Annotated in this window: 22 protein-coding genes and 1 tRNA gene; 6 read left to right on the forward strand and 17 right to left on the reverse strand. The window is 67.3% G+C overall.

The genetic code is table 11. From position 1 onward, the window contains the following. The first annotated feature begins 137 nt into the window (after positions 1–137). The gene (locus VEW47_07010) at positions 138–830 is read left to right on the forward strand and encodes an HAD family phosphatase (protein ID HYS04928.1); all 693 of its coding nucleotides are present in this window, start codon (positions 138–140) and stop codon (positions 828–830) included. On the opposite strand, the gene VEW47_07015 is transcribed toward VEW47_07010, so the two are convergent. From VEW47_07015 to VEW47_07025, 3 genes are all read right to left on the reverse strand, one after another. Further along, positions 790–2,391, reverse strand: a complete 1,602-nt coding sequence (locus tag VEW47_07015) for an amidohydrolase (GenBank protein HYS04929.1) — start codon at positions 2,389–2,391, stop codon at positions 790–792. The genes VEW47_07010 and VEW47_07015 overlap by 41 nt on opposite strands. 106 nt (positions 2,392–2,497) lie before the next feature. Beyond that, positions 2,498–3,358 (reverse strand): DMT family transporter, encoded by an 861-nt coding sequence (locus VEW47_07020; GenBank protein ID HYS04930.1) that lies wholly within the window; start codon positions 3,356–3,358, stop codon positions 2,498–2,500. After that, positions 3,355–5,331: a redoxin domain-containing protein gene (locus VEW47_07025; GenBank protein ID HYS04931.1), complete on the reverse strand. Its 1,977-nt coding sequence runs from the start codon at positions 5,329–5,331 to the stop codon at positions 3,355–3,357. Before VEW47_07025 ends, VEW47_07020 begins: the two co-directional genes overlap by 4 nt. A 179-nt stretch (positions 5,332–5,510) precedes the next feature. Here VEW47_07025 and VEW47_07030 point away from each other — a divergent pair, with 179 nt between their 5' ends. The 3 genes from VEW47_07030 (at position 5,511) to VEW47_07040 (ending at position 7,083) form a co-directional block, all read left to right on the forward strand. Next, positions 5,511–6,143, forward strand: a complete 633-nt coding sequence (locus tag VEW47_07030; GenBank protein HYS04932.1) for a hypothetical protein — start codon at positions 5,511–5,513, stop codon at positions 6,141–6,143. A gap of 9 nt (positions 6,144–6,152) precedes the next feature. Beyond that, a complete protein-coding gene (locus VEW47_07035; protein HYS04933.1) occupies positions 6,153–6,458 on the forward strand; it encodes a Rieske 2Fe-2S domain-containing protein in 306 nt (101 codons plus the stop codon). Between the two features lie 64 nt (positions 6,459–6,522). Continuing rightward, the gene (locus tag VEW47_07040; protein HYS04934.1) at positions 6,523–7,083 is read left to right on the forward strand and encodes a hypothetical protein; all 561 of its coding nucleotides are present in this window, start codon (positions 6,523–6,525) and stop codon (positions 7,081–7,083) included. Positions 7,084–7,098: 15 nt separating this feature from the next. On the opposite strand, the gene VEW47_07045 is transcribed toward VEW47_07040, so the two are convergent. From VEW47_07045 to VEW47_07060, 4 genes are all read right to left on the reverse strand, one after another. Beyond that, on the reverse strand, positions 7,099–8,826 hold the full coding sequence (locus VEW47_07045) for a CRTAC1 family protein (GenBank protein ID HYS04935.1): 1,728 nt from the start codon (positions 8,824–8,826) through the stop codon (positions 7,099–7,101). Beyond that, the gene (locus VEW47_07050) at positions 8,801–10,060 is read right to left on the reverse strand and encodes a tetratricopeptide repeat protein (GenBank protein ID HYS04936.1); all 1,260 of its coding nucleotides are present in this window, start codon (positions 10,058–10,060) and stop codon (positions 8,801–8,803) included. Before VEW47_07050 ends, VEW47_07045 begins: the two co-directional genes overlap by 26 nt. Before the next feature lie 53 nt (positions 10,061–10,113). Then, positions 10,114–10,314, reverse strand: a complete 201-nt coding sequence (locus VEW47_07055; GenBank protein HYS04937.1) for a cold-shock protein — start codon at positions 10,312–10,314, stop codon at positions 10,114–10,116. 96 nt (positions 10,315–10,410) lie between these two features. After that, on the reverse strand, positions 10,411–11,115 hold the full coding sequence (locus VEW47_07060) for a hypothetical protein (protein HYS04938.1): 705 nt from the start codon (positions 11,113–11,115) through the stop codon (positions 10,411–10,413). Positions 11,116–11,225: 110 nt separating this feature from the next. Between VEW47_07060 and VEW47_07065 the strand changes: the two genes are divergently transcribed. Both VEW47_07065 and VEW47_07070 read left to right on the forward strand, forming a co-directional pair. Next, positions 11,226–12,893: a hypothetical protein gene (locus VEW47_07065; GenBank protein ID HYS04939.1), complete on the forward strand. Its 1,668-nt coding sequence runs from the start codon at positions 11,226–11,228 to the stop codon at positions 12,891–12,893. A 4-nt stretch (positions 12,894–12,897) separates the two neighbouring features. After that, complete coding sequence (locus VEW47_07070; GenBank protein HYS04940.1) at positions 12,898–13,740, forward strand: hypothetical protein; 843 nt, start codon at positions 12,898–12,900, stop codon at positions 13,738–13,740. On the opposite strand, the gene VEW47_07075 is transcribed toward VEW47_07070, so the two are convergent. The 10 genes from VEW47_07075 to VEW47_07120 form a co-directional block, all read right to left on the reverse strand. After that, complete coding sequence (locus VEW47_07075; GenBank protein HYS04941.1) at positions 13,737–14,024, reverse strand: hypothetical protein; 288 nt, start codon at positions 14,022–14,024, stop codon at positions 13,737–13,739. The genes VEW47_07070 and VEW47_07075 overlap by 4 nt on opposite strands. Positions 14,025–14,059: 35 nt before the next feature. Further along, positions 14,060–14,157: transfer RNA gene (locus tag VEW47_07080), tRNA-Sec, on the reverse strand. 47 nt (positions 14,158–14,204) lie between these two features. Continuing rightward, positions 14,205–15,233, reverse strand: a complete 1,029-nt coding sequence (locus VEW47_07085; protein HYS04942.1) for a site-specific integrase — start codon at positions 15,231–15,233, stop codon at positions 14,205–14,207. 107 nt (positions 15,234–15,340) lie between these two features. Next, positions 15,341–15,526: a hypothetical protein gene (locus VEW47_07090; protein HYS04943.1), complete on the reverse strand. Its 186-nt coding sequence runs from the start codon at positions 15,524–15,526 to the stop codon at positions 15,341–15,343. An 89-nt stretch (positions 15,527–15,615) separates the two neighbouring features. Further along, complete coding sequence (locus VEW47_07095; protein HYS04944.1) at positions 15,616–16,098, reverse strand: hypothetical protein; 483 nt, start codon at positions 16,096–16,098, stop codon at positions 15,616–15,618. A 435-nt stretch (positions 16,099–16,533) separates the two neighbouring features. After that, positions 16,534–18,183: a hypothetical protein gene (locus tag VEW47_07100; GenBank protein ID HYS04945.1), complete on the reverse strand. Its 1,650-nt coding sequence runs from the start codon at positions 18,181–18,183 to the stop codon at positions 16,534–16,536. Between the two features lie 200 nt (positions 18,184–18,383). After that, positions 18,384–18,656, reverse strand: coding sequence for a hypothetical protein (locus tag VEW47_07105; protein ID HYS04946.1), 273 nt, complete (start codon positions 18,654–18,656; stop codon positions 18,384–18,386). Then, positions 18,653–19,333: a hypothetical protein gene (locus VEW47_07110; GenBank protein ID HYS04947.1), complete on the reverse strand. Its 681-nt coding sequence runs from the start codon at positions 19,331–19,333 to the stop codon at positions 18,653–18,655. Before VEW47_07110 ends, VEW47_07105 begins: the two co-directional genes overlap by 4 nt. 467 nt (positions 19,334–19,800) lie before the next feature. Continuing rightward, positions 19,801–20,109: a hypothetical protein gene (locus VEW47_07115; protein HYS04948.1), complete on the reverse strand. Its 309-nt coding sequence runs from the start codon at positions 20,107–20,109 to the stop codon at positions 19,801–19,803. Between the two features lie 48 nt (positions 20,110–20,157). Next, the gene (locus VEW47_07120; protein ID HYS04949.1) at positions 20,158–21,033 is read right to left on the reverse strand and encodes a hypothetical protein; all 876 of its coding nucleotides are present in this window, start codon (positions 21,031–21,033) and stop codon (positions 20,158–20,160) included. Positions 21,034–21,074: the final 41 nt, after the last annotated feature.

Raw genomic sequence — 21,074 nt, forward strand, 5'->3', positions numbered from 1 at the left:
AATCCTCCCCGAAGTGTCTGCTCATTTTCCCGATAAATCAGTGAACTAACTCGACCCCTTCTTGAGGCGGCGGAGGGGGAACGATGGACGATCCGACGAAGGGAAATCCTGAAGAGGCGGGGCCCGGGAGAGATCGCGTGAGCGGACCGCGCGCGGTCCTGTTCGATTTCAACGGTGTCCTGGTCGAGGACGAGACCTATCACTGGCGCGCCTTCCGGGACGTCCTCGCCCCGCTCGGAATCCGTCTCGGCCGCGCCCGGTACAACGCGCGCTACCTGGTGTTCGACGACAGGACCGCGCTCCGCACGATGCTGCGCGACGCCGCTCGAGGCGTGGCGGATCTCGAGCGGCTGCTGGCCCGCAAGCGCCGGGTGTATGCGCGGCTGGCGAAACGCGTGCGCATCGATCCTCGTGCGGCGCGTCTGGTGCGCGCACTGGGGCGCCGGGTGTCGCTCGGCGTCGTCTCGGGCGCGACCCGGCGCGAGGTCGCGTCCGCGCTGCGGCGCGCCCGGCTGAGCCGACTGTTCGGGGTCGTCGTCACGGCGGAGGATGTCCGGCGCCCCAAGCCCCGGCCCGACGGCTACCGCCTCGCGCTGCGTCGTCTGGGTCTTGCGGGCGGCCGCGGCTCGGTCGCGATCGAGGACTCGCCGGGGGGCGTGCGCGCCGCCCGCGCGTCAGGGTGCGCCGTGATCGGAGTGGCGACCACCTTCCGCCCGGCGGCTCTGCGGCGCGCCGGCGCCCGCCGAGTCGCGCCGAGACTGTCCGCGCTGCGCGTGGAGCAGATCCTCTCTAGCGCTTCTCGTACACGACCGATCCGCCGACGATCGTGAAGTCGATCCCGGCGTCGGCGATCTCCTCCGGCGGGATCGAGCGCAGGTCCTTGCCGATCACCGTCAGGTCGGCCCAGTAGCCCGGGGCGATCCTCCCCCGGTGGTCCTCCTCGTAGGCGGCGTAGGCGGCCCCCGTCGTGTAGGCGGCCAGGGCCTCCGCGAGCGTCATGCGCTGGTCGGGATGCCAGCCGCCCGGGGGCCAGCTCTTGAGGTCCTGGCGGGTGACGGCGCTGTGCAGGCCGATGAGCGGCCTCTCCGGGTCGACGGGAAAGTCGGAGCCGGCGGCGATCGGGACACCCGCGTCGAGAACCCAGCGCCAGGCGTACAGCCCGCGACCTCGCTCGCGACCGACGCGATCCTCGGCCCAGTACATGTCGCTGGTGGCGTGGCTCGGCTGCATGGAGGCGATGATGCCGAGCGGCAGCAGGCGGGCCACGTCGGACTGCGTGATGCACTGGAGGTGCTCGATACGCGGCCGCGGATCCGCGGGGTGGATCCGGGCGAGGGCCTTCTCGTAGGCGTCGATGGTGAGCCGGATGCCGCGATCGCCGATGGCGTGCGTGCAGACCTGGTATCCCTTGCGCATCGCCAGCGCGGCGCGCCGCTCGAGCTCGGCAGGCTCGGTGACGAACAGACCGCGGTTCCCCTTGTCGTCGGAGTAGTCCTCGAGGAAGACCGCGCCGCGCGACCCCATGGCGCCGTCGATCATCAGCTTGACGGCGCGCAGCGTCAGCCGGTCCTTGTAATTCGAGAAGGGGGGCTGCTCGACCAGCGGCTCAATCCGGGACTTGCCGATGCCGTTCCACATCAGATAGACGCGCAGGGGCAGTTGTCCGGCGTCGGCCAGCTCGCGGTAGGCGTCGACGTCCCCGGGATCGACCGCGGCGTCGTGGATCTCGGTCAGCCCCGCCTCGGCCAGACGCTGCAGCGACAGGCTGAGCCATCCCTTGATCTGCTCGCGCGTCGGCTCGGGCCGCGCCTTCCCGACCAGGTCCTGGGCGTTGTCGACGAACACGCCGGTCGGCTCGCCGCGGCCGTCGCGCTCGATCTTCCCGCCGGACGGGTCCGCCGTCCTGCGCGTGACGCCGGCGACCTGCATCGCCTTGAGATTGGCCCAGGAGGCGTGCCCGTCCACGCGGCTCAGCCAGACCGGGCGCCCGGGGGCCGCGGCGGTCAGCGGGCGGTGATCGGGGAATTTCTTCCCCGGCCACAGGTTCTGGTCCCAGCCATGGCCGGTGACCCAGGCGCCGGGGGGAAGCGTCGCGTCGCGCTCCCGGACTCTGCGGGCGATCTCCTCGGGGCTCGCGATACCGTGCAGGTCGAGGTTCGCCAGCTCCGCCCCGAGCGAGCGCACATGGCCGTGGCTGTCGGTGAGACCCGGGACGACCATGGCGCCGCGCAGGTCGATGCGCCGAGTGGCCGGCCCGGCCAAAGCCGCGATCTCGTCGCTCCTCCCCACCGCCGCGATCGAGCCGCCGCGCACCGCCACGGCCTGCGCTTCGGGGTGGCGCGGATCCTCGGTCACAACGGCGCCGTTCGTCAGGATCAGGTCGGCGGTCATCTCAGGCCGTCGCGCCGCGCCGCAGGCAACCGTGAAGAGGGCGAGAGCGGCCGGGCTCGTCCATCGGGCACGAACGATCATCGGCGGAATGATAGCACTCCATGACTCAGGACCACTCCGCCAGGAGCACCCCGGCGAGGACGAGCCCCCCTCCGAAGAGAAAGGCCCGGCTGAACCCTTCCCCGGCGACGAGGAAGGCGATGAGCGCCGCGACGATCGGCTGAAAGTACATGAAGGCGGCCACCTTCGAAGGGTCGATGCGAGCCACCGCGGAGTAGTACAGGAGGTAGGCCACGATGGTCGAGAGCACGACGACGCAGGCGAGACAGGCGAGAGCGGCAGGCGAGACCGTCCGCCACTCCTGGCGCGCGGCGGCCGGAAGGGTCACGAGGATGATCAGGGCTCCGCCCGACAGGAAGGCGAGACCGGTCGTGTCGATCGGTCCGAGATCGCGCAGGACGGGCCGCCCGAGGACGGTGTAGCCCGAGAACGCCAGGACGCCGAGCAGGGTCAGCACATCTCCCGTGAGCGAGGGCGTCTCGAACCCGACCCCGTGCTCGAGCGCGATGAGGGACACGCCGGCGAAGGCGATCAGGATCCCCGCAGTCTTCGGAAGCGAGATGCGCTCCTGGTGGAGAAGGGCCGAGAGCAGGAGCACGAACACCGGCAGCATCCCGATCAGGATCGCCGCGTGCGAGGCGCTCGTCCGCTTCAGGCCGGTCATGAACAGAAGCTGGTTGGCGAAGATGCCGAGCAGGCCGAGAGGGACCGCGCGCAGGAGCCCCGGCGGCAGTCCGCGCCAGCCGCGGCGCGCCAGGAGGAACAGGCCGAAGAACAGCACGCCCGCGGCGGCCCGGGTGAAGGCGATCGCGAGGGGATCGATCTCCTGGAGCGCGCGCTTGGCGACGGAGTAGTTGGCGCCCCAGATCAGGACGCAGGCGCCGGCCGCGACGTAGCCGGCCTTCACCGGGCGCCGGTGCGCGCGGGCGCGACCGCGGCGCCCTCGCTGTGCCGCACGCGCGGCAGGGCCTTCTCGATGTCGAAGCGGGGGTCGTTCTTCTGGTCGTGGCAGGCGGCGCAGACGCCCTGGATGATGCAGAAGGAGCACTGATCGGTGATGCCGTAGATGGTCGCCTTCTTGAGACCGGCCGGTGCCTTGACGTGGTCGTCCCCCGGCCCGTGGCAGACCTCGCACTGGACGTTCGTCATCCGGTTGTCCGACTTCTTCGCGGCCGGGTCGGCGAAGCCTCCCTTGTGACCCAGCCCGGTGGTGTGGCACGGGGTGCAGGATCTGTCGTAGCCGCGGCCGGCCTGCAGGATCGCGGCGAAGGCCCCGGCGTGAGGCGTCCTGCTCCACTGCTCGTACTCCTTGAGGTGGCAATCGTGGCAGGCATCGGCGCCGACGTAGGCCACTCCCGACTTGAATTTTTCCAGCCGCCGGGTGTTGATCGCGTCGAGGCGCTGGCGCTGCTCGTCGCTGTACTTGAAGAGCCTGTCGAGGTCGGGATGGTCCTGGTGCGCGACCAGGGCCAGGGCCTCGTCCGGATCGAAGTTCAGGACGAACTTGCCGGTGTGGCAGGTGAGGCAGACCTTCTTCATGGCGTCGGGACCGTTCGCGGCGGCGGCCGCGCCCTTCGGGTGCCCGCCGCCCGGGCCGTGGCAGACCTCGCACTGCACGTTGACCCTGTGGCTCGTCGACTCGGGATCCGCGAACCCGCCGGGGCGGCCGCGGCCGGTGACATGGCACCCGACGCACTCGGGATCGCGCCATTTCTCGCCCTTGTCGAGGCTGTCCCAGGCGATGCTGTGCGGCGTGAGCAGCCAGTCGTCGTACTCGCGCTCGTGGCAGGCGCGGCACACGCCGTCGCCCGCGTAGCGTCCCACCGGCAGTGCGGCGGCCACGGCCGCGGGCGCTTCACCCAGAAGCAGGCGCAGCTCCAGGCGCGTGATCTCGGCGCGGTCCTCCCGGTCGCCGTGCTCGCGGAAGCGGATGAAGCCGTCCTTGTCGATGAACACGGTGTCGGGCGTGCGGGCCGAGTCGTACTGACCGAAGATGGCGCGCCCGGCGTCGATGACCACCGGGTAGTCGATGCGGTGCTCCTCCATGAACTGGCGCATCCGCCCCTCGGCGTTCCGCGCGGCGATCCCGATGGCCGCGACACCCCGACTCCGGAACTCCTTCAGGACCGGCACGAGGAGAGGCAGGTCCTTCTGGCAGTGCGGGCAGTCCTGGTCGAAGAAATTGAGCACGACGACCCGCCCCCTGAGAGCCGCGAGATCGATCGTCTTCCCGTCGATGGCCCGGGCGGTCCACACCGGGGCGCGCGGGTGCGCGGTGTAGTTCAGGTCGAGCGCCCCTCCCTTGTCGGAGGTGAATTGCGGCAGCCGGCGCAGGGCCTCCATCGTGGCCACGAGGCGCGGCTGGAACATCCGGCCCAGGTACCCTTCCATCCGGAAACGCACGATGCCGTCCGAGTCGATCAGCACGACGGTGGGGACGTCGCCGATGCCGTACGACGAGGCGATCGGCCCGGGGTCCCGGAGGATCGGCAGGGTGACGCGCTGGATCGTGATGAACTCCTTGATCCGCTCCATCGACTCGCGCGCGATCCCCAGGAACACGATCGGGCGGTAGGACGCGTCGTCGCGGAAACGGCTGAACTCGCGGGCCAGGTCGGGGGCGAACGAAGCGCCGGGGCGGAAGAACAGCAAAGCGACCGGCTTGTCCTTCAGGCTCGACAGCGGCAGCCAGGGACCCGAGGGGTCCTGCGCCGCGAAGTCGGGCGCCTTCTGTCCGGCCATCGGGTGGGTCAGCCCCTCGTTCGTGCCGACGGAGGAGGGGCCTTGCGAGCCGCCGCAGTGCATGACGAGCGCCGCGCACAGCGCCATGGCCGCCGCCCCCTTGGGCGGTGCCGGGCAGTAGGATCGTCTCTGGGCCATGCGGTTCACGGAGTCTGCGAGAATGTGCGGGCCTGACTGCAAAGGCCGGCCAGTATAAGCGCAGGGCGGGGTCGGGTCAAACGGCCGACCGGGCCCCGCGGCGGACCGGTCGCGCGACGCCCGGAGCGCCCCAAGAGTGCTAGACTCGCGCGCGAACCGCCGGGGACGAGGAGGATCTCTTGCAAAACGCCATCGGGGAAAAAGCGCGAAGTCTTCTCAAGATCACCGTGGGGGTCATGGGATCGGCCGGCGGCCATATCAGCGACGCGGCGGCCAGGATGGCGACCGAGATGGGGCGGATCATCGCCGCCCGCGGCTGCGTCCTGGTCACGGGTGCCTGTCCCGGCCTGCCGCACGACGCCGTGAAAGGGGCGAAGTCGGCCGGAGGGATCGTGGTCGGCATCTCCCCGGCCCTGAATTTCGAGGAGCACTGCATCAAGTATCACTCGCCGTACGAGGGGTACGACATGCTCGTGTACACCGGCAGCGGCCTCATGGGACGCGAGATCGAGAACATCCGGTCCTGCGACCTCGTGGTGTTCATGGGGGGGCGGTCCGGGACGCTCGGCGAGTTCGCCATCGCCTACGACGAGGGGAAGGTGATCGGAATCCTGCAGGGGACGGGAGGGATCGCCGACCGCATGGACACGATCGTCAAGCTCGTCGAGAAGGAGACGGGGGCGCACATCATCTACAGCCACAAACCGGAGGACCTGCTCGACAAACTCATCCAGGTCTACAACGAGAAGCTGCTCCCTTACTACAAGACGATCCTGGCCAACAGCCCCCCGGACGGCAAACCCGAGGATTAGGAGGACGCCATGGCGGAATTCGTGAAAGTGGCCAGCCTTTCCGAGCTGCCGCACGGCTCGGCGAAGGCCGTGGAGGTTGCGGGAAAGGCGGTCGCGCTGTACAACCTCGGCGGCGAGGTCTACGCGACCGAAAACACCTGCCCGCACCGGGGCGGGCCTCTGGGGGAAGGGGACCTGGAGGCCCAGGTCATCACCTGTCCCTGGCATGGCTTCCAATACGACGTGAAGACCGGCACGTGTCTCACCAACGCGGCACTGAGCCTCGGCTGCCACAAGGTTCGGCTCGAGGGGGACAGCATCCTGGTCGAGGTGTAGGGGGGTGGGAAGTCGTCGGGGGCTCCTCTATAATTTGAGGCGGCATCGTGACGACGAGGAAGGGATGCGGGGTTCGCTGCGGGCTGGATGGTGGGTGACGGGGGCGCTCTCGCTCGCCCTCATGCTCTCCGGCTCCACCGTCCATGCCGCCATCCTGATCAATCCGCAGGGCTGGAAATTTCCCAACATCGTCACGGCCAAGAAGGAAGTGATCCGGGTCTCGGATGAGACGTCGCTCATCCCGGGGAAGGAGACCCTTCTGAAGGGGTACCGCAAGGCGGACGGGACCTTCTTCCTCACCTTCGAGATCGAAGGGAGGGTCTTCGGAGTGGAGGTCGATACGGACGGCAAGCCGCCGTTCGAGTACGGGATCATGGATGCCGACGGCGACGGCAAGTTCGAGACGAAGATCGTCCCGGAGAAGGGGAGCAACGACAAAGGATACGTGCCGCAGTGGGTCGTCGACTACTACTACTCGAAGCACCCCGAGCTGAAAGAGCCGTCCGGCCCCGTCAAGCCCGGACCCCCGAGTCTTGCCTCCGCCCCCAGGCCGGAGGCGAGCCCGGCGCCGCCCGAGAAGTTGCTCATCCCGCCGCCCGAGATCGTCGGTCAGCCCAGTCCTTAGAAAAACCTCCGCGCCTCAAGGCTCGCGCACGGTGTGGTAGCGGTCTATCGCCAGCCCGGTCAGGACCTGCACCGGCCCGCGCGGCCACCTGATCTCGACGCGTTCGACGCTCGTCGAGGCCCCGAGCCCGAAGTGCAGGCGCGGGTCGTTCGAGGAGTTGTGCGACGAGCCGGCGTGGATCTCCTCCACCTGCCGCAGGGATCCGGCGCGGACCACGACGCGCGCGCCCACGGCGCCGCGGTTGCGCGGGCCGCCGATGAGACGGAAGCCGATCCAGTGGCCGGCGTTGCCGCCGTCGTTTCGCAGGAGGGAGGGCGGCTCGTCGATGTTGTTGACGACGATGTCGATGTCGCCGTCATCGTCGAGGTCCCCGAACGCCGCCCCGCGTGCGCTGTGCAGCTCCTGGAACCCCGGCCCCGCCTCGTTCGTCACCTCGCGGAACCGGCCGTCCCCCTCGTTGTGGAACAGCTGGTTGTGCTGCTTCCAGGTGGTTCCCAGGTGCCGGTCGTCGATGTTGGGAAAGACGTGCCCGTTGGCGATGAAGATGTCGCGCCGGCCGTCGTTGTCGTAGTCCAGGAAGCCGACGCCCCAGCCGAGGGTCGGCAGGGTCGCCAGTCCGATTCCGGAGGCCATCGACACGTCCGTGAACGTCAGCGATCCGTCGTTGTGCCTCAGGGTGGAGTAGTCGTGCGAGAAGTTGGTGACGATGAGATCGAGCAGACCGTCGTTGTCGTAGTCGCCCGCGTCCACGCCCATGCCGGACTGCGTCCGGCCTTCCTCGGTGTAGCCGGCGCCCGAGACGGCGCCGATCTCGGTGAAGCGCCCGTGGCCGTCGTTGCGGTACAGCCAGTTGGGCGTCGTGTCGTTGGCGACGAACAGGTCGAGGTCCCCGTCGAGATCGAGATCCGACCAGACGGCGCCGAGTCCGTAGCCGGTCGGCACGGTCACCAGGCCCGAGCCGCGCGTCACGTCGCGGAACACGCCGTTCCCGTCGTTGTGGAACAGGTGGCCGATGGAGGGCTCGAGCCCTCCCGGCCCGCAGATGACCGGAGCCCCCTTGTAGGAGCAGTTCTTCAGGGAGCCGGGACGCGGAAGCGGCGGGCTCGACGCGTCGTAATCGAGATAGTGGGACACGTACAGGTCGAGTCGTCCGTCGCCGTCGTAGTCCCCGAAGGCGGCGCCCGTGCTCCAGCCTCGCCCCTTCAGCCCCGAGGACGCGGTGACGTCCTTGAATCGTCCCCCCCCAAGACCGTGGTACAGGATGTACCGCCCGAAGCCGGTCACGAACAGGTCGACCTTGCCGTCGTCGTCGTAGTCGCCGAACACGCACCCCTGGGCCCAGTAGCCCGGTGCGGCGACCCCCGCCCTGGCGGTGATGTCTTCGAACGTCCCGTCTCCCTTGTTGCGATACAGAGCGGAGCGCGGCTCCTGGCCGGCCGGGAACGGGCGGGTCCGCGAGCCGTTGGGGAGGAAGACGTCGATCTTCCCGTCGTCGTCCACGTCGTACAGGCAGACGCCGTTGCCGACCGTCTCGTCGATGGTGGTCTTGCGGACCTCGCCGCTGACGTTCTGGAGCGTCAGACCCGCGGCAGGTGCCATGTTGGCGAAGCGGACGGAGGAAGGGGCGGGCGTCCCCGCGGCCGCGGCCGGGCGCGCGCAGGACCCTGCGGCCAGCGCGGCCAGAAGGAGCGTGCCGGCGCCTGCCGCCAGGCGGCTTTCAGTCGGCGGTCGCAACGCCCTCATGCTTGCTCTCACGCTGCTTCTTGAGAAGCTCGCCATGCACCGCGAGCTCGCGCTCGGCCTCCTCCTTGCGCCCGATCTTCCGCAGGGACCGGGCCAGCGCGTAGTGCGCCTTGGGGTTGTCGGCCTTGAGCTCGACGGAGCGGCGGAAGCGGGCGATCGCCTCATTCGTCTTGCCGCGGGCGGCGAGGATCATTCCGATGGAGTAGTGGGCGTACGGATCGAAGGGGGCCAGACGGACCGCCTCTTCGAACTCGTGCAGCGCCTCGTCGTCGCGGCCCTGGGTGTCGTAGGTCCTCCCCAGGTAGAAATGGGCCTCGGCGTTCCCCGGGGCGATCTCGAGGGCGCGCTTCAGGGCGGCCGCCGCGTCGTCGAACCGCAGCCACTCGCGCTCGTGCTTGCCCAGCTGGACGTAGATGCGCGGATCGCGGAGACCACGGTCGAGGGCCGCCTTCAGGACCGTCTCGGCGTCGCGCGGATCGCCGTAGCTGTCGAGCGCGGCGGCATGGTTCACGACGAGCTGCGCGTTCCCGGGGTCGTCGGCCAGGGCGCGCTTCTGCAGATCCAGCCCCTCGCTGTACCGCTTCTGCCTGATGCGCACCTCCCCCAGGTACTGCAGCGCACGCGCCAGATCCGGCAGCAGCGACACCGCCCGCTCGAGCCGCTCCGAGGCCTCGTCCAGACGTCCGGACTGGAAAGAGTGGATGCCGATCTCGGTCAGCGTCCCGGCGTCCCGCGGATTGACCGCCAGCTCCTTCTCCATCTGGTTGAGCATCTGCTCGACTCGGCCGGCGCGGGCGTGAATCTCGCCGATCCGGCGATGGACGCCGGGGCGCGACGGGTCGGTGGCGACGACCTGGCGCAGCTCCGGGAGCGCCTCGTCGTCCCGTTTCAGCGCCACCAGGACGTCGGCGCGCAGCAGCCGGGCGTCAGGGGAGGCGGGATCGATCTCGATGGCGCTGGCGGCCTCGGCGAGAGCATTCTCTTCGTTCCTGGCCGCGTGCCAGGCCAGCGCGAGCTCGTAGCGCGCCTTGAAATCGCGCGGAGAGCGCTTCACGAGGTCTGCGAGCAGAGCCGCCGCATCCGCGGGGCGCCCGCTGTCGCGCAACCGCCGCGCCTCTTCGATGGTCGCGGCGGGATTCGAAGCGCCGCAGCCCTGGGCGCCGCAAAGCGCCAGCAGGGCGCCGAGGAGGACAGAGGGGAGGGGGGACAAACCGGCGGCCGGCCTGCGAAGCATGGGCGACGGATCGTACCACACGCAACGACCGGCAGGCCGGGCCGCCGGGTGGTTCAGACCTTGCTGACGTTGGCCGCCTGCAGCCCTTTGGGTCCCTGGGTGGTCTCGAACTCGACCGCCTGCCCCTCTTCCAGCGTCTTGTAGCCATCACCCTGGATGGCGGAGAAGTGGACGAAGATGTCCGTGCCGTCCTCCTGCGTGATGAAACCGTATCCCTTGCTGTTGTTGAACCACTTCACCTTGCCCTTGGCCACGGCGGACCCTCCTCACCGGACAAAAAAAAGCCACAAAAGCCCCGGCTCTTGTGGTCAGTCATCGGCCCTACTTAGTACCGCAGCGGACCGTCGTTGTCAACCGTCTTTTCGCTCGCGGGGCCCGGTGGGGGCTGCGTCCATGAGGTTGCGCTTGCGCTCGCGCAGCGACTGCAGCTCGCCGGCGACCTGCCTGAGGAGCACGAGCGCCCCCTCGCGGTTGCCCGATTCGAACTCGCGGGCGATCAGGCGCACCTGGCCCTCGACCCCCTGGAGGGAGCGGAGGTCCTGGTCGCACTCGTCGCGCAGCGCGCGCGTAGCGGAGTTGAAGGCCTCCTCCATCTCCTTGAAGTTGTCGTGCTTGCGCAGGGTGACGCGGGCGCCCCAGCGCCCTCCCTCGAGCTCGCGCAGGCCGCGCATCACCTTGTACACGACCCCCGCCGTCTTGTGGGTCTCGAGGATCTCGATGGCGAACACCGCGGCGACGAAGAACAGCCCGACGGCGACCAGGTAGAGGACCGATCGCATCTCTCCCGACGCCTTCGCGGCGACGAGCGTGGGGCCGGATTGCGCCAGGATGCGGGCGTTTTCGACGCTCAGCAGATGAAACAGGGCCCCGGCGAAGACCAGGAGGAAGGCCATCCCGAGGACCGCGATGATCGCCGAGCGCACCTGGTAGGACGGGTCGACGACGTAGGTGCGGCGCCGGCCCAGGAGGCGGTCCATCAAGCGGGACAGGCGGCCGCGGGCGGACACGGCGGCCCGGTCGGTGCCGTCCATGAGGGTGTGGGGGTGGGACTCCATCATGTCTCCCGGGGCCGTCGCAGGGGCGGACCGACCCCTCGCCGCAATATAGGTCCCGGCGCCACCTGTGTCAAAATGGTCGAGCGCGTCCTGATACGAATGGAGGCCTGATGAAACCAGCGGCGGTCGTCCTGTCGGTCCTTTTAGGCGTGGTCGCAGGGGCGGCGCCGCCGCGCGCCGCGCCGGCGCCAGGGAAGGACGAGGGGGACATCCGCGCCCGCCTCAAGGTGTACGCCCCGATCAAGCTCCAGGCGGACCTGACCGGCCTCGGTCCCCGGGATCGGGAGGCGCTCGGCAAGATCGTGGCGGCGGTCGGAGCGATCGACGAGATCTACTGGAGGCAGATGGGCCGTCAGGCCCTCGAGGCCCGCCGGGCGTTCGACTCGGCCGCCGACCCGATCGACAAGCTGTACCGGGACTTCATCCTGATCAACTACGGGCCGTTCGACATCCGCAACGGCAATGACCGCTTCATCGCGGTCGGCTCGGTGGATGGTCCGCGCCTGCCCTGCGCGGGCTTCTACCCCGAGGACATGACCAAGGAGGAGTTCCAGGAGCGGGTGCGGCGGTTCCCCGAGATCAAGGACGCCTTCGAGAAGTCCGACACGCTGATCCGCCGCGTGGACGGCACGCTCGTCGCCATCCCGTACGAGACGATCTACCTGGACCAGCTGGCGACGGCGTCCAGAAGCCTGGCGGAGGCGGCGGCCCTCGTCGCGAGCCCCAGCCTCAGGCGTTACCTGTCGCTGCGGTCCGAGGCGCTCCTGCGCGGCGACTACTACGCCTCGGACGTCGCGTGGCTCGACGTGAAGGACAACGCCCTGGACGTCGTCATCGGGCCGATCGAGACGTACGACGACACGCTCCTGGGCCTCAAGGCGTCGTACGAGGGGGCGGCCCTCGTCAAGGACGCGAAGGAGAGCCGTTCGCTCGAGGTCTACAGGCAGAACATGGACGGAATGGCGAAGGCGCTGCCGGTCGAGGAGCGTTTCAGGCAGTCGAACACCGGCAGCGGCAACGTGCTGGAGGTGGTCAACGTCGTGCGCTTCTCCGGGGACTTCAACGCCGGGATCAAGACGGTGGCCGCGTCGCTGCCGAACGACGAGAGGATCCTGCAGGAGAAGGGGGCGAAGAAGCAGATCTACAAGAACGTGCTGGAGGCGAAGTTCGACACGATCCTGCAGCCGATCGCGAAGGCGCTCCTGACCAGGAAGGACGCGCCGCTCGTGACCCGGGAGGCGTTCGTCACGAACGTCCTTCTGCACGAGCTGTCGCACACGCTGGGGGTCGACTACGTGGTCGGCAAGAAGGACCTGACCGTGCGCAAGGCCCTCATGGAGCGCTACTCCGCCATCGAGGAGGCCAAGGCGGACGTCGTCGGGTTCTTCAACATGAGGTACCTCGTGGCGCAGGAAATCTTCTCGGACGACGAGGCCGAGGAGAACCGCGCCACCTACCTGGCCGGGATCTTTCGCTCGGTCCGCTTCGGCACCGAGGACGCCCACGGCCGGGCGAACGCCCTGCAGCTCAGCTACCTCCTGGGCGCCGGCGGGATCGAGCTCGACCGCAAGAAGGGGGAGTTCTCGATCGACGCGAAGAAATTCGACCCGGCGATCACCGCCCTCGCGAAGGAGCTGCTCGAGATCGAGGGGACAGGCGACTACGCCCGTGCCGGGGCCCTCCTCAAGAAGAACGGCGACCTCGACCCCGCCGTCCGCGACGCCCTGAAGAAAATCGACGACGTCCCGGTCGACGTCTCGTTCACCTACCCTCTCTAGAAACGTGCCCCCGGGAGACGCCGGCCGCGACGGTTCGGGGAAGCCGATCGGTCCCCTCAAGATGGTGTCGCTCGACGGGAGCCTCGACGGTCGGCGCGTGCGGATCGCCCGGCTGGACGTGCCGAGCCTCGTCCGTGGATCCGGCGGAGCAGGAGAAGTGGGGGATCTCGTGGCCGCCGCGCTCGAGGCGGCCCGGGTCGGCGGTCACTCGCTGGCCCTGGCGCTCACCTCCGAATCCGGGGGGACCGGGGCACTGGATGGTTTTCAGCCCCTGCCCTGCAGCGAGGCGGCCTGCCGGACGGTGCTGCCGGTGCAGTGGCCGAAGGAGCCGGAGTGGCTGCGGGCAGGGGAGGATCCGCTTCGGTTCGTTCCGGGGCTGCGGCCCTGGCGGCCGGACGACCTCGAGGAGGTCGCGGCGATCCATGCGGAGACGATCGCGCGGCAGCGCCTGCGGATCGATCGGAGTGCGGAGACCTGGGAACGGATTCTCCCCGCGCAGGACGCGCCGTTCTTCGTGATCGAGAGGAGCGGCCGCGTGGACGCCTACGTCCTGCTCGGCGCAGGACGCCCGACCCTGCGCTGGCGCGAGCACGGCGCGCGCCGGGGGGCGGAGGACCTTCTGACCGACCTCTTCTGGAGCGTTCTCGCCTGGGCGCGCGGCGCGCGGCTGCAGCGGATCGAGGGATGGTGCATGCCCGGGATCCTGACCGTGCGGCCGCTCTACCCGACCTCGGATCGGAGCAGGAAGGGGAGGGTGCCGATGCTGCGGACGCTCGACCCCCTGACACCGCTCCCGGAGCTCAAGAGCGAAGACGAGTGCCGATTGTGGGAGCTCGACGCGTTCTAGTGCAGGAGCTTCTTCTTGGCCTCCACGAGCTCCTTCTCCAGCTTCTCTTTCTTGACCATCAGGGCCGAGACGTCCTGGGTCGTGTCCATCCCCGTCATGCCGGCGGCCCGACCGGCCTGCGACATCTGGTCGTTGATGGCCGTGATCTGCTGCTCGAGATCCCGGACGTGCTGCTCATCGGTGCTCAGGGTGGTCGGCATCAAAGAAAACTGTCCCGTCCTGACGTAGTTCACGCCGAGCCAGATGCCCACGAGCACCACGATCAGAAGGACGACCTTCTTCATGGACCCTCCTCGAGAGAGTGGAAGAGCGGAGGACTTGGCGGAAGCGTGTGGGAATCGAACCCACCGGAGCCGGGTTCCCCCGGCTCCCAACGGATTTGAAGTCCGCGCAGGACACCAGCCCCGAGGCGCTTCCGCAACCGGCCAAGTGTAGCAGAAGACGAGGGGTTGTCGGCGCTCCCGTCAGCGGCTCTCGCGATCTCCGCGATCTGACTGCGGCTCTGTCGCGGCTCCTTCGCCCTCCGGCGCGGGTTGATCGAGCAGCGCGGCTGTGCTGGCGCGACGGCCTTTCAGGAGATGGCCATAGCGCAAGGTCATGGCCAGGGTCTTGTGCCGCAGGAAGTCCCGCACGTCGTTGAGGGTCGCGCCCCGGTCGAGCAGTTCGGTCGCGGCCTGGTGCCGGAGATCGTGGAACTTGAACTTATCGACCCCCTTCCCGCCGCAGGTCGAGCAGGAGCGGTCGGGCTTGCCTTCGTTGGCCGCGAGGCACGCGCAGGGGCGCTTCAGGCCGGCGGCTTCGACGGCGAGGTCGAAGCGATAGCGGAGCTTCTGGCGGTCGACGCTGAAGACTGGGAGGGAAGGGTTGATCGGGCGGGGGAGACCCTCTAGCAGGGAGCGAGTCGTTGCGTTCATCTCGACGGTGCCGGTGCAGCCGTTCTTCGCATCGCGGAAGGTGATGATACCGCGCTTGAAGTCGATGTCCCGCCAGGTCAGCTTGAAGATCTCCCCCTGACGTGCTCCCGTGAAGCGAGCGAAGGTCACGACCGGCCGCACCCAGTCCGGACACGCCGACATCAGTGCCTTCATCTCGTCGACGCTCAGGTGCTTCACGCGCTCGTTGTGGACCTCGGGCCGCTCGATGTTGAGCGCGGGGTTCTCCTGCAGCTTGTGCAGCGCGACGGCTTTCTTGAAGAGTCGCTTGATCACCTGAACCTCCTGCAGGACCGTTGCTGGCTGCCTCTCGGTTTCTCTCTCGGCCTTGAAGTCGACGAGCATCTGGGTCGTGATGGCGGAGAGGTTGATCTTCCAGCGCTTCTTCAGGGCGTCGAGGATCTCCCGATCCCTCCGCGCGGACTTCTTATTCGCGCAGAAGGTCCGGAAGTAGTAGTCCGCGTACTCGCCGAACGTCATCGGGGTCGGCTTGAACGGGCGATGGCCATGCGTTGACTCGTAGACCTCGTCTTTGAAGACCTCGACCCGCTTTGCCTTCATCGCGGTCGCGGCTTCTTGCTTCGAGTCCGCGCTGCCGCAGTAGCGCTTCCCGTTGCGGCGGAACTCGAAGCACCAGCGAGGTGAGCCGGGCCTTTGGAAAGGGGCTCTCATCCCTGCACCGCCTTCCTCGGCCACTTGCCTGTCGCCAGGCGCGATTCAGCCGCGCGGTTCATGCTGATGCCCAGGTCCTTTGCTGTCTTCGAGAGCAGAGTCTTCACCGCGGGATCGATCTTGAAGACCACCTGCACACGCTCCGTCTTCGGCTTGCCGTTCCCCTTCGTCTTGCTGCTCATCGCCTTGCTCCTCGATCCCCGGTAGCCCGTGGTGGGCGCGGGGTCGCACCAATTGACGCTCCTTCTGCGGCTTTAGTCCAGGGTGAAGATCAGAAATCCCACCATGAGTCCACCAGATCACCCGGGCTAGCCGGCCGGTACTCATCGTTGCTTCGCCAGGACTCCGCGCTCTCGCCCCCTCTGAGCGGACCCCTGGGCCGGCTGCTCCCGGGCTCGACTAGAAGCGCCCTCCTGAGCCTGGGCGCACGGACTCGCTTCTTCTTGCTCAGGGGCTCGTCATCAGTCGGGATGCCCTTCTCTTGGGTGAATCCGATCCGGCTGCCGTAATCAGAGCCGCAGGGATCAGCCGGCAGAGGAGGCTGCTCCTGCCCCAGAAGCCTCTCCCGCGGCTTCTGCTTCTGCTCCGCCTGCTGCTTCAGCCTCTCCCTCCGGGCCCTCTGCCTCTGTCGGGCCAGAAGCGCCTGCCTGTTGCTGCGAAGGCGCTGGCCCTTCTTCAGCCCCTTCAGGCGCCGCTCCGCCCTGCTGGTGGGCTCACGATCGGCTTTCTTCCTTCTGCTACGACTGCTGGGCATTGCATTCTCCTGCTATGAAGCGTGACAGCGTGACGCGCGGGATGTCACGCCTTTCGTCACGCTGAAGGTGGTGGAAATATTCACACGGGTCCCCTGCCAGCTCCGCGCTCGCGTTCGGTTTGACAGATCTCCGGGCCTCCGCCTTCCCCTGGCTGAGCCGCGTAAGAGCCGCACGCACCGTGGCTTCCATGCGCATCTCTCGCTCGCTCCGCACGATGCGCCAGATGCAGAACGGACTAGCAGTGCGATCGGGCTTGATATCAAGTGGCCAGGGGCGGGCTCTGCAGCTTGCAAGTTGTGCGAGGGGGAGATTGAGCGCGCGCCCACCTGGCGGGGGATTCTGCGATCGAGCGCAGCGAGCCAGGTAGGTCACGGCAAAGTTCACAAGGGTCATGCACCCCCCCTCTCACACAGGCCCTTCCCCCTACCCGTGCCTCATGAACTTTGCCGTGAGTAGTTGTGGTTGGAGGACACATCGCGGATGGCGGAGTAGATGCTCAGCGCGAGGTCGGTCAGGCGCCAGCGGGTGAAACCGCCTTCGTCGTCGGGGACCTTCTCGACCAGCGCCCCACTGATCTTGGCGAAGCCGTAGAGGTAGTCCTGAGTCGTGGCGACCTTCACTCCAGCAGCGGTAGCGATCTCGGACGTGAGAGCGCCGGCCCCGTTGTCGTGAAGCAGCTTCACCGCGCCGAGGACGGCTCGCCGAGGAGGATTCATCGTGTCCAGCGCGACCCGGGCGACGGTCTGGAAGTCATCGGCTTCGACAGCTTCATGGCCGCGGATTGAAGCGAGGCATTTGATCAGCGTGGTGAGGCCGATCGCGAGACGATAGGGCTGCTCTGCCTGAACGGAGCCGATCTTGCCGATCGCATGCCGGCTCGGAACAGTGCGGGCCGTCGCGAGCCAGACCGCCAGCGAGGCAAGAGGCATCTCGAACTCCTTCGAGAGCGCGATGTCGATGGCGGAGCGGAACGTGTGGCAGAGGAACTCCCCCACGGCACCATGAAGCGCCGTCTTCCGCTCGGTCTGGTGGCCGTGGTTGGCGATGATGCTGCGGACCTTGTCGAGATCGGCTTGGTCTTGAATGCGAACGAGCAGGAACCGCGGGCCAAGTTGAGCGAGGCTGTCTTGGTGGCGATCGATGACGTCGGTGACGGCGAGGAGCATCCCCAGGCGCCCCTTCCACTCAATCAGCCCGACGCCGCTGTCTTTCTTGAACGATCCATCGGCGATCTCGCGGAGGTTCCCCAGCAGATCGGCGACTTGGTTCTTCTGCTTTGTGAGGGTGGTGGTCAGGTCCTTCACGATCAGGACGAAGATCGTCGGCTTCCGCAGGAGGAGACTGTTCTGCGGATCGATCCCGCCACCATCGGAGGTCTGCTTGGCCGAGAGCAGCGCGTTCGGGGTGATCACCGACGCGATGTGAACCCTCGGGGACTTCGGATGACCATCCAGCGACTCCACGACTTCGGTCTTCCCCGCCGAGGAGGCTCCCACGATCATGAGACACACCGGCTGCTCGTCGACCAGGGCGATGCTGAGGTAACTCGCGAGGACGATCTCGATCCAGTCGAAGTCGCTGATACGAAGGTGTCGGGAGAATGCAGCGCGCAGCTTCTTGATGTCCTCCCGGGAGATCGGCGGGCCGGAGGGGATGCTGAGCGGATCAGGACCCTCCTCGGGAGGTGGCGGAGCGAGAGCGGCGAGAAGCATCTGGTCCGCGAGGACCTGGGCTTCCATCTTGACCCGCTCGTCGGGATCGAGCTTCTTCGCCTTCTTGAGGATGTGCTGAAGCTTGACAAGCCGCGCTCGGGTCTCGACGATCTTCCTCGTATCCGCAGCGACCTGGGATTCGGCGAGGAGGTTCTGGAACTCAGCTTCGGTCGGGGGCTGCGGCTTCGGTGTCTCGCTCATTGTCCCTTCCGGATGATCGGGATGCCTTGGCGGAGGTCGACGAGTTCCTTCGCGGTCAGAGGGAAGGCGTCGAGGATAGTCGGGGGTTGTGGGGAGGGCTTCGGCTGCTGGGCGCTCACTTTCATCCTCCTCCCCTCCAGCGGCAGCGCGGGGCTCCGCCAGGAGGGGCACTTCGCTTCGGGTTAACTTCGACTCTCCTTCTATCTAATCCGGGCCGTGATCAGATGGGGCCTTGCGGATCACGACCCCCTTGAGCTTCTCCCGGGCTTCGAACGCTCGCTGGCATTTGGCGCACCTCGTCTGCCCAGCGCGGATGGGGTCGGAGCAATCGCGGCAGCGAGTGCCCTCAGTGCCGGGTTGGCTCTCCAAACTCATCCATTCACCGCCCGGGCGATCTGCTGCCGCAGAGATTCGACCATCTGGCTTGCCAGGGCAGCTTGAACGTCCGGGGGAGTCGATGTGGCCTCGTCGTTGAATATCTGCTGCACCATCAGCGTTGCGGTCTGATCGATATAGAAGCCGACGAGCCTCGGCCGATAGTCAGCCGGCTGGCCGAACGAAGGGGGCAGCCCGTTCAGATCGCGGTCGACAAGGGCGCGGACGGAGACTTCAGCTTCGACGATGGAGATGGTTCTGAGCTTCATGGCTTCTCCCTATAGTCAGGCGGAGTCGAATCGCCGACGTGCTGGTCACACAGCATTCGGGTCGACTTCTGCCGCGCCACGAAGCCTTGTCCGCAATCGGGGATCGCACAAGTGCGAGCGACGAAGGGGTCCTCGGGGAGGAATGACAGAGGAGCAGCGCCTGCCCTCGTTGCCTTCACCACCCGATCGGTCGCCAGGCTGGCAGCGATGGTGTCGTCAGAAGCGATGGCCTCGGCGTAGTCCCGATCAGGGGCCAGATCCACAACCAGCTTCGCGGCGAGGGCGATCGCCTGACGCTCCTGGCGATCCTCTTTCTCTGATTCCTTCTTCATGGTAGCGAGATAGCTGGCGAGTTGCCGCTCTTCGTCGGCATCGAAGGGATCACGACCGAGGCTTACGAGGTACTTCCTCGCTGCGTCGACGTAGCAGAGCATCGTTCGGTAGAGTCGAGTTGCGTAGGTCGGGATGGTGCTGGGCATGATGCTTGATTCCTTTCGTTTGAACGGGACGATGTTCTCTGGGACAGGGTCGGTTCTGTGGTACTTCGAGCAGCAGGCTCCGCAGGCTGGGTCATCATGCGGGCAGAGTTCCGCGCTGGTGTTCTGGCCGAGAATCAGTCCGCACCTCGGGCAGCGCATGTAGATCTGGCCGGCTTGCTTCTGGATGTCGTCGGTCACGGCTTGACCAGACACAGCAGCTCGTTCAATCGTTGGAGAATCGCTGCCATGTTCTCTGGATCAAAGTCGCTGGTCGTACTGAGCGTGACTCTCGTGTTGCCGCAGGTGGCAGAGAGGGTGTATGCGTACTTGCGTTGAGACATTTGTTTCTCCTCTGTGGTGATGTGACCAGCGCCCCAGGGCCCGACAACCTGAGCGGGCGAGAGCAGCGCTGGTCCCCGACGCTCTCTGATCGGCCTTGCATGATTCGGCGCACCCAGCCAGGCTTCGTCCCCTTCGCGGGTGACGGACGCGAGTGGGCAGGGCTGGATGCGCCTGGCCCCAGGACCCAAGGCGCGGACGGCCTAGTAGAGTTCGCGCCACGGGTCCGCAGGGATTTCGAAAGAGCCAGCAGGCCGCACTGGGGGCCGTAAGTCCCCCTGGAATCACCTGCTGGCCGCGAGGATTCCCGCTCGCTTCTCGTCGAGTTAGGCGTTCCTGATGCCGTAGACGATCATCCCTTTCGTGTCGAGACCCGCGCTGTTGTTCACCACGAGCGCCTGATTCGGCTCGCAGGCGAACAGCGGGGCCGCGACAGAACCGTCGAGGCTGATTCCCCCTGACGTGCCGAGGCTGAAGGTCCCGTGCGTCGTCGAGCCGGACTTGAGGATCGCGCTGCCGGCGGTGGTCTGGCCGGTCAATACGAGGTTGGTTACGACGATGGCGAGACCTGCTCCGGGAGCGGCGAGAATCGTGTTGTCGCCGTCGTTTGCTGCTGAGACGTTGATTGAAGCCATGACTTGAAGTGCTCCTTGAATGCGCGACCCGTAGGCCGCGCGGGTTGGTTACTTCTGGTCCCGTCGACTCGCGGAATGGGCCCAGACGACCGCGCTGAAAGCTGCGTACTGCTCCTGACTCAAGACATTCCCGAAGGTCGCGTCGACATCGATCTTCGCGCCGTTGAGATCGGCAGCGACCTTGGCGAGGGAATGAGCCCGATCGAAGGCGTCCATGATTCGCGGGTCGGACATTCTCGGGTAGACTTTCGAGATCGCCACGCCACGCGGACCCAAGGGCGCCCTGACCGTCTGGGCGGTCTTGAAGATCTGCTCGGCAATCTCGTCGACGAGGATTCCGATCGCCTTCGCCTTCAGATCGGAAGCTTCCTGCTGCAGGAACTCACGCTGGCGCTGCTCCTTCGCGATCTCTCTCTCGTCGACCTCCACCGTCTCGGCGAGATCGAGGAGGGCTTCGATGACTTCCAGCGGGACAGGCAGCTTGCGGAGTTCATATTGCGTGCGCTGCTCCTTCAACCGGGAGAGTGCGAATTTCCTCTGCTCCCGATCAGCGCGGATCTTCAGCCGCTCTGATTCCGCGGGACAGGCTTCGAGGATCTCTTGCGCAGCCGCGAGGAGATGGCGGCAGTTCTCGACGAAGTTGGCGAGGTCCTTCTTCTGCCCTGGGGTGGCAGCGTTGGCGAGCCGGGCTTCAGCTTCAGCGAGGACGCCGACGCAGGAGTCGCGGTTCTGACTCAGCGTCGGCGAGAAGTAATCCGGGTAAGTGGCGCGGCATTTCCACTCCGCCTGGTGGGCCTCAGCAGATGCCTTGGCCCAGGATTTCGGGACGGAATCGCCGAGGACTTCGAGCGCCCGGGGGATGCTGGAGGTCTGGCTGAAATCCCCACGCCAGTGGGAGGGGACGTGGCCGTTAGAATTGCTCAACGTGATTCTCCTTGCGAAGGCCCTTCGGGAGCCTCGCGTTG

This window comes from Candidatus Dormiibacterota bacterium, assembly GCA_035635555.1.
Taxonomy (GTDB): Bacteria; Acidobacteriota; Polarisedimenticolia; order Gp22-AA2; family Gp22-AA2; genus Gp22-AA3.